At 61.7% G+C, this 14,509-nt stretch carries 10 protein-coding genes; 5 read left to right on the top strand and 5 right to left on the bottom strand.

All coding sequences use genetic code 11. The features are described from left to right. Nucleotides 1-34 precede the first annotated feature (34 nt). Nucleotides 35-2,359, top strand: a complete 2,325-nt coding sequence (locus U1A53_RS06460; protein ID WP_322279744.1) for a heparinase II/III family protein — start codon at nucleotides 35-37, stop codon at nucleotides 2,357-2,359. A 113-nt stretch (nucleotides 2,360-2,472) separates the two neighbouring features. Here the strand turns inward: U1A53_RS06460 and xerA are convergent, their stop codons facing one another. Genes xerA through U1A53_RS06445 form a run of 3 tightly spaced genes read right to left on the bottom strand, consistent with a single transcriptional unit; the run spans nucleotide 2,473 to nucleotide 5,842 of the window. Then, complete coding sequence (gene xerA / locus U1A53_RS06455; protein WP_322279743.1) at nucleotides 2,473-3,360, bottom strand: site-specific tyrosine recombinase/integron integrase; 888 nt, start codon at nucleotides 3,358-3,360, stop codon at nucleotides 2,473-2,475. A 5-nt stretch (nucleotides 3,361-3,365) separates the two neighbouring features. Continuing rightward, nucleotides 3,366-4,154: a hypothetical protein gene (locus U1A53_RS06450; RefSeq protein WP_322279742.1), complete on the bottom strand. Its 789-nt coding sequence runs from the start codon at nucleotides 4,152-4,154 to the stop codon at nucleotides 3,366-3,368. 23 nt (nucleotides 4,155-4,177) lie between these two features. After that, on the bottom strand, nucleotides 4,178-5,842 hold the full coding sequence (locus U1A53_RS06445; protein WP_322279741.1) for an FMN-binding protein: 1,665 nt from the start codon (nucleotides 5,840-5,842) through the stop codon (nucleotides 4,178-4,180). A gap of 60 nt (nucleotides 5,843-5,902) precedes the next feature. On the opposite strand from U1A53_RS06445, the gene U1A53_RS06440 reads away from it, so the two are divergent. After that, complete coding sequence (locus U1A53_RS06440) at nucleotides 5,903-7,585, top strand: amidohydrolase family protein (RefSeq protein ID WP_322279740.1); 1,683 nt, start codon at nucleotides 5,903-5,905, stop codon at nucleotides 7,583-7,585. 3 nt (nucleotides 7,586-7,588) lie between these two features. On the opposite strand, the gene U1A53_RS06435 is transcribed toward U1A53_RS06440, so the two are convergent. Together U1A53_RS06435 and U1A53_RS06430 are read right to left on the bottom strand one after the other, a co-directional pair. Beyond that, nucleotides 7,589-9,004 (bottom strand): HAMP domain-containing sensor histidine kinase, encoded by a 1,416-nt coding sequence (locus tag U1A53_RS06435; RefSeq protein WP_322279739.1) that lies wholly within the window; start codon nucleotides 9,002-9,004, stop codon nucleotides 7,589-7,591. Continuing rightward, nucleotides 8,982-9,662 (bottom strand): response regulator transcription factor, encoded by a 681-nt coding sequence (locus tag U1A53_RS06430; RefSeq protein ID WP_322279738.1) that lies wholly within the window; start codon nucleotides 9,660-9,662, stop codon nucleotides 8,982-8,984. Before U1A53_RS06430 ends, U1A53_RS06435 begins: the two co-directional genes overlap by 23 nt. Before the next feature lie 180 nt (nucleotides 9,663-9,842). On the opposite strand from U1A53_RS06430, the gene U1A53_RS06425 reads away from it, so the two are divergent. From U1A53_RS06425 to U1A53_RS06415, 3 genes are all read left to right on the top strand, one after another. Continuing rightward, nucleotides 9,843-10,184 (top strand): hypothetical protein, encoded by a 342-nt coding sequence (locus U1A53_RS06425; protein WP_322279737.1) that lies wholly within the window; start codon nucleotides 9,843-9,845, stop codon nucleotides 10,182-10,184. Nucleotides 10,185-10,259: 75 nt separating this feature from the next. Then, nucleotides 10,260-11,492, top strand: a complete 1,233-nt coding sequence (locus U1A53_RS06420) for an FAD/NAD(P)-binding oxidoreductase (protein WP_322279735.1) — start codon at nucleotides 10,260-10,262, stop codon at nucleotides 11,490-11,492. 123 nt (nucleotides 11,493-11,615) lie between these two features. Beyond that, entirely contained in the window at nucleotides 11,616-14,507 is a 2,892-nt protein-coding gene (locus U1A53_RS06415) for a putative Ig domain-containing protein (protein ID WP_322279733.1), read from the top strand. The last annotated feature ends 2 nt before the right edge of the window (nucleotides 14,508-14,509 follow it).

Genomic DNA, 14,509 nt, shown 5'->3' with positions numbered 1-14,509 from the left:
CCAAAGGCTGCTTTAGCAGCAAACCGACCCCACCATGAAAACTGTTCTGCGTTTCCGCTCCCTCGTCGCCACCGGCCTGCTTGCCCTCACCTGTGCCCAGGCCCAGCTCGCCGAAGAATATCGCCCGTGGACCAACACCGCCGGCAAGCAGATTGAGGCTACGCTCGTCTCCGTCGATGCGGTGGCAAAGACACTGAAGCTCAAGATGAAGGACGGCCGTGAATTCGACGTGCCCATCGCGACGCTGAGCCCGGCGGATTTTGAATACGCCAAGGCACGCTACGCCGCCATGCAGGCCGCGCCCGCCGCCGCTCCGGCGGTTGCGATGCCTGCCACGCCGGCTGGAACACCGCCTGCGGCCACGCCTCCCGCTGCCACACCGAAGGGTGGTGCCAAGGTGGTGGCCAGCAAACCCGCGCCGCCACGCCCGCCGATCAAAGTCATCCCCGCGTCCACTTTCAAGGCACCCGCCGCGAATGATTACCTCAGCGGCATCGCCAAGGTGCGCCCGCGGTTGATTCACAACGCCGCGGGCTGGGCCGCGCTGAAGGCACAGATCGCCGCCGATCCGGTGCTGGCAAAGATGATGGAGGCGCTCAAGGCCTCTGGCGAAGACCTGCTGCAGGATCCCGGTCTCACCCGCATCAACGGCGACACCGGTGGCGAGGGTCCGAAGGCCATCTACCGCATCGGTCTGGTCGGGGCGCTGGCGTATTGCGATGGGGATTTGAAATGGCAGGACAAGGGCAAACAGGAAGTTCTTGCCCTCACGGACAAGACCTCCTTCCGCGACTGGCACCCCGATCTCATCGACAATGTGACCGACATGGTCGTGGCCACCGCCCTGGGCTATGACTGGTTCCGCAGTGCGCTCAACGCGGAGCAGGCCACCACCGTGCGCACCTACCTCGCCGAGAAAGGCATCGACGCGCTCGTGGCGCACCTCGAAGGCGAGGAAATCCCCGACACCGCCAAAGGCCTGTCTGGTGGCCAGACGGAATCTAAAGGCAAGGCTGCCCCCAAGAAAGCCGCGCCCAAAGTGGACAACAGCAAACTGCCGCCCGACGGCAAACAGATGGCCGCCGCCACCGCCCTGCTCATCGCCGCTATCGCTCTGGTGGATGAGGAGCCTGCCGTTGCCAAAAAGGCCGCAGATGCGGGCGCGAAGATCTTTGGCAAGGGCATCACCCGTTTCGCCCCCGCCGGGGTATGGCCAGAGGGCCTGCAGGCTGGTGAAGATGTCATGGATTACATCGCCATGCTCTCGCATACCCTCAAATCCGCCGCAGGTCGTGATCTCGGTCTCAGCCTGCTGGAAGGCATCCCGCAGTTCGGCATCGCACGCATGCATCTGATCGGTCCCAGCGGCCAGACTTTCAATTTTGGCGACAGCAAGAGTGCCGCCTCCACACGTCCCTGGATCGCCACCTGGCTCTGTGGCAACCATGGCAATCCCGGCATTCGCGCCGTTGCAGCCGTTGCCAAGCAGCCCGTTTCATCCAACTATTTCGGCCCGTTGGCCGGCAATTTCCTTTACTACAACCCGCACGCCGCAGGTGATGGCACGGCGGACACGCTCGACTACGCTCTGCCCGGCGGCTTCGTGGCCACCTCCCGCTCCGGCTGGGAGAAGACGGATTACTTCATCGCCGTCAAAGGCGGTGAAAACGAGGACCACACGGCCCAGCTCGACATTGGCAGCTTCGTGCTCGAAGCGGGCGGCCAGCGCTGGGGGATCGAACTCGGCATGGAGGGTGACCGCGTTTCGGGGTATGAAGTCAAACCAGGTGCGGATCGCACGAAACGGTTTGGCTACTATCTCGCCGGCACCGCAGGCCAGAACACACTGATGTTCGATGACAACCAGGACCTGGAAGCCCGGGCCGGAGTGCTTCTCAGCGCCTCCACTCCTGAGCGTGGCGTGGCGGTGATCGACATGACGAAGGCTTATTCAAAAGACGCGAAGGACGTGCATCGCGGCGTGATGGTCGTGCGCGGAGCGACGCCGTATCTCGTCATTCAGGACGATCTTCAGGTGAAGAACAGCAAGACGCTGACCTGGAGCATGCAGACCGATGCGGAGATCGCCGCAGAGGGAACCTCGGCCAAACTCACCAAGGGTGGCAAGACACTCCTCGCCACCATCGTCTCGCCCGCCGGAGCCACCTTTACCAGCGCCAAGCCGCCGGTACCGGAGAAGATCGACGCGCAGGCGCGTGACCTCACCAAGATCAACGTCCTCAAAGCCAGCATTCCCGAGGCCAAAGGCCCGCAGAGCCTCTGCATCACCTTCACAGTCGCCGACACGGCCCCGGCGCACACGCATCAGCCCATCGCTGAATGGGTGAAGGTGAAGTGAGCCGCAGCGTTGATGGTTGAGAGTTGATGGTTGATAGCCTGATGCTGAGAGCATGCGTCCCGCAGGGTGAAATTCTGGCCATCAACTATCAACCATTCACCATCAACTCAGACTCACGCCCTCGGATGCGAGGCCTCATACACCTCCTTCATCCGCTGCGTCGAGACGTGTGTGTAGATCTGCGTCGTCGAAAGGCTCGCATGGCCCAGCAGCTCCTGCACGCTGCGCAGATCAGCGCCGTTGTTCAGCAGATGCGTGGCGAAGCTGTGGCGGAACTTGTGTGGCGTGAGATGCACTGGCAGGCCTGAGGCACGCCAGTATTTGCTCACCACATCGTCCACCGCCTGCGTGGTGATGCGCGTGCCCAGCTTGCTGCGAAACAACGCCCCATCATGCACGCCGGCCTTCGCACGATAGCGCTGCACCGCCTCCAGTGCCTTGCTGCCCACGGGACAGAGCCGCTCCTTCTTCCCTTTGCCGAAGACACGCACCGTTTCGGTGTAGGTGTCGATGTCCTCCACGTTCAGCGCCGTCAGCTCGCTCAAGCGCATGCCCGTGCTGTAAAACATCTCCAAAATCGCCGCGTCACGTTCCGGTGCCCACACCGCGTCGCGTTTTGATTTTTCCTGCGTCAGCGGCAGCGTCAGCATTTGTTCGATCTGCGCCACCGTGAGCACCACCGGCAGATTTTTCTCGCGCTTCGGCAGTTGCACCTCCAGTAGCGGATTCGTCTTCCAGCCACGGCGACGCGTCAGCCATTTGAAAAAACTGCGCATCGCCGCGAATTGCAGCCGGATCGTCGCCCGGCCGCGTTCCTTCTTCATCAGCTCGAACAAATAGGCACGGAAGTCATCCGCCGTGAGTTCGCTCCAGCCTTTGAAAGGCTCCCGCCACTCGCGGAACTGTCGCAGCGCCAGCTTGTAGTTCGTCAGCGTGCGCTCCGACGAACGGCGCTCCACCTCCATGAACTCCAGGAATTCGTCGGCGAGCTTGTCGGCCATGGCGCTCATCCTCCCGCCTGTTTCGCCCGGCATTCGCTGCAAATCTCATCGCCGGAGTCCAGCACCCGGAAATCCAGATGCGAGTCATCCAGTTCCGTCTTTTTGCATACCGAGCATTGATGGAAAAACGTGCCCTGCGGAAGTTTCGCGGACTCATAGCGGCCACGACGCGCCGAAACACGCGCCTGACGCGCGCTTTCGCTCACAAAGCCGGGTCCGAACACCACAAGGTAATTCAAGTGACACGCCAGCACTGGCAGGAACAGCGAAGGATCGCGCACCACGAGAAACGCGGTCATCCCCGCGCTCAAAAACGCCAGCCACTTCATTTTGATCGGCAGGATGAAGTAAATCATGATCTCCTCGTTCGGGAACAGCGTCGCAAAGGCGAACAGCAGCGTCTGGTAGAGAAACAATCCCGGCGCAGGCCAGCCAAACACCAGCGCACCGAGCGTGACGACGAACATCCAGCCGAAAATGTAGAGATTCACCCGGAACGCGCCCCAGGCCGCTTCCAGCCCGCGTCCGATCCACATCATGAACAGCGTGCCGATCAGCGCCCAGATGAGCGAGAAATTCCCCGGGATGAACACATGCGTGACCAGCCGCCACACCTCGCCCTGCATCACCCGCGTTGGATTGAGGTCGAGAAACATCAAATACGCCGTCGCTCCCTCCGGCGACATGACCATGACCATGAACAGCACCAGCAATTGAAACATCGCGATGACCTGCACGAGGCCTGGAATCGCGAAACGACCGAACTTGGACTCTAAAGTGGAGATGATGGGCATGAATGCTTGTTGGTAGCCTGTTTTCAGCCGTGGGCAAAGAGAAGAACGAATACCACACACATCGCGCCCAGCCAGTCGCGTGCGCCAAAGCGATCCGCGTCACCAGTGAAGCGCAGCAGCTTGAACAACGCGCCTGTCGGACAACCGTAGCGGCAATACGCCAGCGGCGTGACCAAGGACCACAGCAATCCCACGATGGCGATCACAATGCTGGCCCAGCCCGCGACGCGGAACAGATACGCATCAAACGGCTCCAGCGCGTTCAAATCCACCGGCAGGGCAAAAGCCACGCTCAACAACACGAACGCCAGCAGCACGAACGGCAGCTTCGACAAAACAACCTCCACCCCATGCGGTGGCGACCATTGAAATGGCAGCCGCTTTGCCAAAAGCTGCTGCAACGCGCCATGCGGGCAGATGTGATGGCAGTAGAGCTGCTTGCTGGTGAAAACCGGCCCCAGCAGCGCCACCGCCGCGAGCAGCACCAGTCCGTGCACATTACGCCATGGTGTGCCATGTGCCGCCCAGCCGGCGAGCAGCCCTTGCGAGAGCATTTCACCCGCCATGAAGCCGCCGTAGATCACGAGCAATGCGTGATGCAGATGCCGGCACCACGCACGACCGCGCAACGGAGTGAACGCCATCACGAACGCTGCCAGGAGAATGACCACATGCCCCGAGTCCTGCCAGCGCCAGCGAATCAGGCTCCACCAACTGCGCTTCGCCTCCTTCTCTTTGAGGAGCGACTGTGCCCGCACGCGCACGCCCTCCGCCACGCCAAAACTCGTCTGCGTCGCACCTGAAACACCTTCCACACCCGCATTGGCAAAGTCGATGTTCGCGATCTGTTCCACCGTCATGCCGTCGAAAGTCTTCAAAAATGCCGCATCACCCGTGACGTAACCGACATAAACTTCGTTGTCGTAGCTGCGCCGCAACGCGATGCCTCGCAGCGTCGAACCTGTCGCATTCATCAGCATGAAGGTGTCGCTCGGCCCCTTGTAGCCGACCACGCCATCCGAACTCGGGGCTGTGCGCACCGCCAGCGCGATCACTTGATCTTTAGCATCAAGAATCTCCTGCGAACCCGGATGCGTCTTTGACTCACGCAGCTTCGCGGCCCGTGGCTCCAGTTTCTTCACTTCATCGAGCGTGATCGCGTCTGGAAAACGCAGTGAAGTCGTCGCGCTTTTGCCCAGACGCCGCAGAACACCTTCCGCAATTGCGCTGCTCGTCAAAGTCGCGCCTGAAACGGCGTCCACGTGCATGTTTGCCATCTCGGCAGCCTTTTTGTTGGTGAACTGCTTGAAGAACGCTCGTTCGCCCACCACCTCGGCCACATGATCCGTCGTGTCGTTGCTGTGCAGGATGCGCAGGCCGAGCACCTTGCCGCGTGAGTCGAGCGCGATCAGTGTGTTCGTTGGCCCGGAGTAACCGATGATGTCATCCGCCTCCGGCGAAGTTTGCATCACATGTCCGAGCGTGATGCCGGATTCGTCCTTCACCACCTGCATGCCGTTTTGCGGTGTCAAATCGGCCGCAGTGGGAAAGAAGTCGCGAATCCGCTCCACGGTAAGCTCCACCGCCACCGGCTGATGCGAGCGCCGGATCGCAAACACCACCGCCACCAGCAACGCCACGCGCCAGAGGCGCAGGGCGGTGGATTTCCAGCGGCGGGAGGAAGACATGCGCAAATCGTTAGCAGCCACCCGCTGAAAGAGAAGCACGCTTTGCCGGTTTCTCTGCTCATGAAACCGATCTACGCCCTGCTGGCGTTCCAAGCATTCGCCGCAGCGGCTCCCACGCTCTACCTGAACGGCAAGATCGTCACGCTCGACGCGCAAGAGCGCATCGCCGAGGCCATGGCGGTCGAAGATGGCAAAATCGTCGCGGTCGGCACCAACGACGAAATCAAACAGCTTGGCGGTTCAGCGGTCGATCTCGGCGGCGAGATGGTGTTGCCCGGTTTGATCGAAACGCACTGCCACAGCATCGGCGCCGCGCGCGCGAGCTTTGCCGGCGAGTATCAAGAACTTTACGACATCCCCGGCATCCAGGCTTGGATCAAAGCCAAGGCCGCGAAACAAGCGCCCGGAACGTGGATCGAAGTGCCACGCAACGAGATCACACGACTCAAAGAGCGGCGTTTCCCCACGCCGGAGGAGCTCGATGCCGCCACGACACAACATCCGGTGCTGTTTGTCTCCGTAACGAAATCGGTGCTGAACTCCGCCGGTTGGAAGCTGCTCGGAGTCGTCGATGAGAAGAGCAAAGTGGCCGGTGGCGACGTGATATTTGAAAATGGCCGGCCTGTTTTGATACGTGGCGGCCAGGCACCCCTGCGCGCGCTCATGCCGCAGCCGCCGACACCGTCCGAGGATCAATTGCGGGCCAAACTCAAGGAACTGCACGGCATCTATAACTCCGTCGGCATCACCAGCATCTTCGAGCGGGCGACGGATCGCGCGGGTTTCGATCTGTTTCGTGATTTGAGCGCCAAACACGAGCTGACCACCCGCGTGCGCGGTACGTTTCGCTTCTCGGCCAAGGATGCCGCCGGTGTGGAGAGTTATGTGAAGAAACTCGGTCTCCAGTTCGGCGAAGGCGATGACATGGTCCGCGCCTCCTGCCTCAAGATCACCGTCGATGGCGGCATTCATTGGGGCACGACGTGGTTGAGCGAACCCCACGGCGAAAAACGCACGGCCTTCTATCGCAACACCGACCCTTACTACGAAGGCACGCACAGCTACACGTCGGAGCAGATGCGCGAGATCTTCGGTGCGGCCAACAAGCTCGGCTGGCCGATCAGCGCCCACGTCACCGGCGACGGTGGCGCGATGGAAGTGCTGCGTGCCGTGGAGGCCGTGAGCCAGCAGCAGCCCAGCATGATCGACCGCCGCTTCAATCTCATTCACTGCTACTTCCCCTCCGACGAAATGACCGTGTTGGCCAAAAAGCTCAATGTCGGCGTCGATACGCAGAGCTACCTGTATTTTCGCGACGCCGACTTCATCGCGAAGATTTACGGCCCATCGTGGGCAGAGCGCTTCCTCGGCCTCGGTTCCTGGGTGAAGGCCGGCGTGCCCGTGGCGATCAACAGCGACCACATGATCGGTTTTGATCCCGATCACTGCATGAACAGCTTCAATCCCTTCCTCATGCTCTACATCGCCGTGAGCCGCAAAGATGATCTGGGTCAGATTCACGGAGAACATCAGAAGCTCTCACGTCTCGATGCGCTGCGCACCATCACCACCTGGGCCGCGTGGCTGAGTTTTGATGAGAAACGCCTCGGCTCGCTCGAAAAAGGCAAGCTGGCCGATTTCGTTGTGATTGATCGCGATTATCTGACCTGCGCCGAGAACGAAATCAAAGCCATCAAGCCGCTGCGGACTGTGATGGGTGGGAAGACGGTGTTTTTGCGCTGAGGATCACACCGCGTTCGCGGCGTGCAGCGGATCGCCTGCGGGGAGATCGATCCAGAACTCGGCGCCGCCTTCCTCGCGGTTGCGGCAGCCGGTCTGGCCGCCGTGGGTATGTATGATGGCATGCACGAGACTGAGACCGAGGCCCATGCCGGGTGTGTTGGCACTGGCGGCGCTGCCGCGTGTGAAACGCTGCCAGATGGAGGTCAAATCGGCAGCGCTGAGACCGGGGCCGGTGTCGCGCACGAGGATGCGCGCCTGGTCGCCATTCGCGGCGAGTGCGAGCGTGACGGTGCCGCCACGCGGCGTGTAGGCGAAGGCGTTGTCGAGCAGGTTGGCGACGGCTTGATTGATGCGCTGGCGGTCCAGCAGCACCCAGTGAGAAGCGGGCGCATCAAGGGTGAGCGTCAGGCCGCGCTCCTCGGCAGCGGCTTTGTAGAGCTCATGCAAATGCGCGAGCAGCTCGCGCAGGTCGATGATTTCAAGGTGGAGCTTGAGAGCTTTGTGCTCGCCCGCGCGGGTGGTGAGGATCGTTTGTACAAGATCGGCGGCGCGGTCGATCTCCTCCAGGCCGCGCGCGGCGGCATCGCGTGCGGTGGCGTTTTCGGTGTGGTCATGGTAGATCTCGAGATTGCCACGAATGCGCGCGAGCGGTGTGCGCAGCTCGTGCGCGAGGTTGTCGTTGGCACTTTGCAGTTCGGCGGTGAGGCCGTCGATGCGGTCGAGGCCGGCATTGAAGGCGGAGGCAAAGGCTTGCAGCTCCGGCACGGCGTCCGGAGCGACGAGCCGCGCATCCGTGCGGCCTTCGGCCAGCTTGCATGTGCTTTTCATCATGTCCTGGACAGGACGCAGCACATGACGCACGAACCACCACAAGGGCACGAGCATGAACGCCGTCGATGCGAGGCCCGCGAGCCATAGATGGCCGCGGATGTGCTCCACATAGGCGAGATCTTCGGCATCCGTGCGGCCGAACCAGAGGATGTTGCCATCATTGAGCACCTGGCAGCCAGCGAGGAGCTGCTGATCCCTCGCCGGGTGCTGGATCGTGACGAGCAGCGTCTCTGACGGCTTCATCCGGGCCGGTGCGTGATCCGGCCATTGGTAACCGGCCACCGCAGTGGGAATCTGCTCGAAAATCGCCAGACCCTGCGGGCTGGTGATGCGCACGGCCTGGCTTTCCTCATGCCCGCCGGCGGCGAACACGTCTGTGATCTCCTTGAGGCCGCTGCGATTGTAGAGCACGGCGTACTCGCCCAAATCGTCGAGCACCACCGCGCGGGCGATGCTGCTGAGGTTTTGTTTCATCGCCCAGCCCGCCACGGTGATGCACAGCGCGGTGCTGCATGCCATGAGCACGGTCAGCAGCAATCCCAGCCGCCAGGTGGACGGGAGGTGCTCAGGGAACAGCTTGGAGAACATAGCCTTTGCCTCGGACGGTTTGCAGTTGGGACGGCTGCCCAGGTGTGTCGATCTTCCGGCGCAGACGGCAGATCATGGCATCCACGACATTCGTGCCAGGATCAAACTGGATGTCCCAGACTTTTTCGAGCAGGAATTTTTTTGTCAGGACGCGGCCCTCGTTGGCCAGCAGCACTTCCAGCAGCGTCCACTCGCGTGGCTGCAGTTCCACGGTCTCGTTCCCGTGGCGCAGGCGGCGTTTGATCGGATCAAGCGTCCATTGGCCGAGATGGCGTGTGGCCGGAGCGGCGGCACTGCCCATGGCACGACGCTGAAGTGCCTCCAAGCGCGCCAGCAACTCCTCTACAGCGAAGGGTTTTGTCACATAATCATCGCCACCGGCCTTCAGGCCGCGCACGCGGTCGGTCACGTTGTCGCGTGCGGTGAGAAACAGCACCGGCAGGCCGAATCCACGCGCACGCATCTGCTCGACGACCGTGAAGCCGTCCATGTCCGGCAGGCCCACATCGAGGATCACCGCGTCAAAAGACTCTGTGCCCAGCGCAATAAGCGCCGCGCCGCCTTTCTCCCGCCAAGTGCAGGTGTGACCGGCCTCACGCAGCCAGAGGCTGGTCTGGCGGGCGAGTTCGGTGTCATCTTCGACGAGCAGGAGGTGCATGGCGCTTTGCAGGCGGATTCTGCATCGTTTATGCCCGCAGGCACTCGATTACCACTTCATTACCAAACGATAACGTGATCCGGGACAGAGAATGTGGCGAAATCCGGCTTGTAAAGCGCCACAACAAATGTGGCGACTGATCCTCAGATCCTACGCCACACAGACTCAACCATGACCACCATGAAATCGCGTCATCCAATCAGCACCACGCTGCGCCCGGCACTCGCTGTTGGTGCGGCACTCGCCGCCACCGGCCTCATGGCGGCACCACCCCCCGGACAACTGCTCTCCTCCATGTGCTCCCAATGCCACGGCACAAATGGGCAGGCCGTGTCTGGCTTCGAATCCATCAGCGGCAAGAGCGCCACCGACATGTACAAGACGCTGCTCGAAATGAGCCGGCGCCGCCCTGAAAACATCATGGATCTCCAGGCCCGGGCCTTCACGCCGGAGCAACTCCGCCTCATCGCGAATTATCTCGCCACGCTGCCCCCTGCAGGCTCCGAGGTGCTCGACAAGTGATTCTTCCTCCACCGTCGTTACCACCCTTTTACTCATGACATTCGTATGAACCCAAATCGCAGAGACTTTATCAAAATGGCCGGGCTCGCCTCGGCATCCTGGGCACTGCCCAAGGCCGTCAGCGCGGCCACGACCGCTCCACATGTGCTCGTCATCGGTGGAGGCTTTGGTGGTGCCACCGTGGCGAAGTATCTCAAGCTCTGGGGCGGCAACATTGACGTCACCTTGATTGATCGAGATGCCAGCCATTACGCCTGCATCCTCTCGAACTTGGTCGTCACCGGCGCACTGCCGATGAGCCGCATCCAGCTCGGCTACACGAACCTGCAAACAAAACGCGGCGTGAACTTCGCCCAAGGTGAGGCCCTCTCAGTCGATCCCGTGGCGAGAGAAGTCACGGTCAAGATTGGCAATGACTACTTTGCCTACTCGTATGACAAGCTGGTGCTTGCTCCGGGCATCGAGTTCATCAATCCGGCGGGCAACTACAACGCCACCCTCACGCCGCACGCGTGGAAGGCCGGATCACAGACGCTGCTGCTGAAGAATCAGCTTTCCGCGATGACGAAGGGCCAGACTTTTGTGATGACCATCCCGAAGTCGCCCTATCGCTGCCCGCCTGGGCCGTATGAGCGCGCTTGTTCGGTGGCCGACTACCTGAAGCGCAAAAAGAGCGGCGCAAAAATCATCGTGCTCGATGCGAATGCATCCATCCAGGCTGAGCCGGTGAACTTTGGCAACGCCTTCAGCAAGACCTACAAAGGCGTCCTCACCTACATCCCGAACGCCGCCGTCGTGAGCGTCGATTCTTCGGCGAAATCCATCGTGACCTCGCAGGGCACGTTCAAGAGCGCGGTTCTCAACGTCATCCCGAATCAACGTGCGGGCCAGATCGTGACGAACGCCGGCCTCGTCAATGATCCCACCGGCAAATGGGCGCTGGTCAATCCGCTCAGCTACGCCTCCACCATCTATCCGGACATCCACATTCTCGGCGACTCCCAGGGCACCGGCCAGCCCAAATCCGGGCACATGGCCAACTCGCAGGCCAAAGTCTGTGCCAACGCAATCATCCGCGCCTTCAACGGCGAGGCACCCGATCCGAGCCCGGTCACCAGTTCTGCCTGCTTCAGCCCGATCACCGCCACTACGGCCGCATGGCTCACGGCCTCGTTCCAATACGATCCCGCCACCAAAGCCATGAAGCGTGTCGAAGCATCCTTCGCCGAGGCTGCGCAGCCGACTTCCGACGGCATGCAGCAGATGTTTCATTGGGCGGACAATATCTTCGCCGACTCGTTCGGCTGAATCCCATGCGGTGGTTTGGCGGGACCGGCGGACAATCCGCCGGTCCCGTTTTTTTTGAGGCTCAGCGATTCATTACCAAACGATAACGTGACCCTTGCCGGGGAATGTGGCGATATGCGCCTCATGAACGCAACCCGCCTTCTCAAGCACATCGCCCTCGCCCTTTTCGTCCTGGCCTTCGTGGCTCTGCCGCAAGGCGCCCAGGCCAGCATCGCCTACGGCAGCATCAACAACTTCGACACCGTCAACGACACCGGGCACGAGTGCCACGGCTTTGAGATCGAGATCGAGGACTGCCGCAGCACGGACATCACCTACACCTACAATTACAACCATTACGGTGCGCCGAGGATCGAGCAGGATGACAGCATCGTCGGCCATCCGAAGTGCCGCATCCGCTGGGAGAGCAAAAAGAACGCGGACGGCTCCTGGGCGGCCTACACCGCGATCCCCAGCGGCCCGATCAATCCGACCAACGGCCACATGTTCACCAATCCGAGCGTGAACTTCGGCGGCGAGCATTTTGGCGTCGGTTATCGCGTGTCGGCGTCTGTGGTGAAGTACAACTGGCTCATCGACAATGGCGCTGGCGTTTTGGTGCATGGCGGCGCGGTGCAGGTCTCGACCCCGACCTTCACGTATTATCCGCCTGTCGTTGGCAATCCGGCTCCTGCGCGGGTGCAGGCCGTCATCGCCCCGCCGGTGCCGCCCGTGCCGCCGGTGAAGCAATTCGGCAAAGCCGTGTGGGTGAAGGAGATCAAGACCACCACGCACAACAACAAGGAGGTCAAGCTGCGCGATCTCGTCTCTGACGACCCCGTTGACCCCAACGATAAAAACTGGGCCAATGGCGAGCCGGATGAGGTCGAGGTGGAGTGGCGCATCTTGCAGAAGCGCAATATTCCTGGCGGCGGCGCAAATGACGAGCTTGCTGCCGCGCCCGAAGATCTGCCCAATGGCGACGAGGTGGTGACCCGCCGCTACGAGTTCTACAAATACACGGGTCCGCTCGATGCGGAGAGTGACGAGGCGATGGCAGATGCCGTCGATGCGGATGGTCTTCATGGCACCGGCATGAGGACATACAATCACCACATGGTCGGGGGCGAGTGGGTGACGGTCACCGAGGACATGGCCACGATTGAGGTCGTGGGTGACTTCACCGGCTCGCAAATGGCCGCAGTGGATGTGGATGCGCCTGTGGGCCTCATTGACCACGTTGGTGAAGGCAGGATCAACACAGTCTTCGTGGCCCGCACGGTCGTCATTGAAGGCGTGAATCCGTTCACCGCCCTTCAGGAAGGCAATCTGCCTCCAGGCATGACTTTCAACGAAGTCACGGGCGTGCTTTCCGGCACACCGACGGCCAGCGGCGAGTTTCAGTTCAAGATCACCGCCAGTGACGGCGTCAATCCCGATGTGTCGAAGAACTACACGCTCGTCATCGCCGCCGCCGGTGCCGCGCTGCCTCCTGCGAGTCTGCTGGACACCGTTGTCTCTCCCGTCGGCGCAGGCACGACGACCGGCGACGGCTCCTACGACGTCGGTGCGAACGCGACGGTGACAGCCGCAGCCGTTCCCGGCTTCGCCTTCCTCAACTGGACGGACAACGGCAAAATCGTCAGCACCAACACCAGCCACACGCTGGCAATGGATGTGAATCATTCGCTGATCGCCAACTTCGTGCCGACCTACTTGATCGGCACCAGTGCAGTGCCTGCCATCGGCGGCACAACAAGCGGCGACGGCATCGTCAATGAGGGCGCGAGTGTCACGGTGACGGCGACCGCCAATGCGGGTTATACCTTCACGCAATGGACCGAGGGTGGCCTGGTGGTGAGCAACACAGCGAGCTTCACCTTCAACGCGGCCTCGGATCGCGATTTGGTGGCCCACTTCGCCGTCATAGGCGTCACGCGCACCATCAGTGTGAGCGCGGGGCCGGGCGGCACGGCGGCAGGCGGCGGCACCGTGGCGGACGGCAGCAGCGTCACGGTGACGGTGACGCCGGACGCCGGTTACACCTTTGTGAACTGGACCGAAGGCGGCGTTCCTGTCTGCGCGGTTCCATCCCACACGTTCAGCGCGACGGCGAACCGCACGCTGGTGGCGCATTTCCAGCCCGTCGGCGGCGGTCCGGAAGGATCATTCGTGATCAGCGCCGCCGCCTCGCCGCTCGCCGGCGGCAGCATTACGGGCACGGGCAATCACGCACCCGGAGCCAGCGTCACGCTGCACGCTTTCAACAATGCCGGTTACCAGTTCACCAAATGGACCGAAAGTGGCATCGAAGTCAGCACGCTGAAGGACTACACCTTCACGGTGAACTCAAGCCGCACCCTCACCGCCGTCTTTGTTCCCGCGTTGAGCATCGGCGTCTTGGCCTCGCCACCGCAAGGCGGCTTCGTCGAGGCGGACGCGCCAAGTTATACTGTGGGCGACGGCGCGGATGTGCAGGCGGATGCCAACCCAGGCTACACTTTCCTCAACTGGACAGAAAACGGCAGCGTGGTCAGCACCGATGCGAAATACATCTTCACCATCAACACGAGCCGCACTCTGGTCGCGAATTTCTATTCCTCAGGCAGTGTCACCATTGATCTCAGCGCCTCTCCGGCTGCGGGAGGCGTCGTCAGCGGCGGTGGCAGCATCGCCATCGGCGCTCCTGTGACCGCTCTCGCCGGGCAGGCCGACGGGTACAAGTTCAGCCATTGGAGTGAAGGCGGCGTCCGCGTGAACACCGACAAGGACTATCAGTTCGACGCCGCCGTGAACCGCACCCTGGTGGCCAACTTCGTTGAAGTGCCTGCGACAGGGATGAAGGAGACCGAGGATCCCGACGAAGTAGAGCTCGAGTGGCCCGAGGCCAGCGATGGCTGGATCCTGCAGGAGAGCTCCGACATGGTGAACTGGGTCAACAGCACCCGGCCCGTGAACATCGGCGGCGGCAAGAAGAAGTCCCGCGTCAACAAAATCGTCAACCCCAAGCTGTTCTTCCGGCTGGTCAAACCCTGATC

Source organism: Prosthecobacter sp. (assembly GCF_034366625.1).
Classification (GTDB): domain Bacteria; phylum Verrucomicrobiota; class Verrucomicrobiia; order Verrucomicrobiales; family Verrucomicrobiaceae; genus Prosthecobacter.
Note: the sequence above shows the minus strand (reverse complement) of the source record. Positions and strands in the feature narration are given on the sequence as shown.

Excerpts from the sequence above, each read along its gene's own strand:
- U1A53_RS06460 (WP_322279744.1), top strand. The coding sequence starts at position 35 with ATGAAAACTGTTCTGCGTTTCCGCTCCCTCGTCGCCACCGGCCTGCTT.
- xerA (WP_322279743.1), bottom strand. The coding sequence starts at position 3,360 with ATGGCCGACAAGCTCGCCGACGAATTCCTGGAGTTCATGGAGGTGGAG.
- U1A53_RS06450 (WP_322279742.1), bottom strand. The coding sequence starts at position 4,154 with ATGCCCATCATCTCCACTTTAGAGTCCAAGTTCGGTCGTTTCGCGATT.
- U1A53_RS06445 (WP_322279741.1), bottom strand. The coding sequence starts at position 5,842 with ATGTCTTCCTCCCGCCGCTGGAAATCCACCGCCCTGCGCCTCTGGCGC.
- U1A53_RS06440 (WP_322279740.1), top strand. The coding sequence starts at position 5,903 with ATGAAACCGATCTACGCCCTGCTGGCGTTCCAAGCATTCGCCGCAGCG.
- U1A53_RS06435 (WP_322279739.1), bottom strand. The coding sequence starts at position 9,004 with ATGTTCTCCAAGCTGTTCCCTGAGCACCTCCCGTCCACCTGGCGGCTG.
- U1A53_RS06430 (WP_322279738.1), bottom strand. The coding sequence starts at position 9,662 with ATGCACCTCCTGCTCGTCGAAGATGACACCGAACTCGCCCGCCAGACC.
- U1A53_RS06425 (WP_322279737.1), top strand. The coding sequence starts at position 9,843 with ATGAAATCGCGTCATCCAATCAGCACCACGCTGCGCCCGGCACTCGCT.
- U1A53_RS06420 (WP_322279735.1), top strand. The coding sequence starts at position 10,260 with ATGGCCGGGCTCGCCTCGGCATCCTGGGCACTGCCCAAGGCCGTCAGC.
- U1A53_RS06415 (WP_322279733.1), top strand. The coding sequence starts at position 11,616 with ATGAACGCAACCCGCCTTCTCAAGCACATCGCCCTCGCCCTTTTCGTC.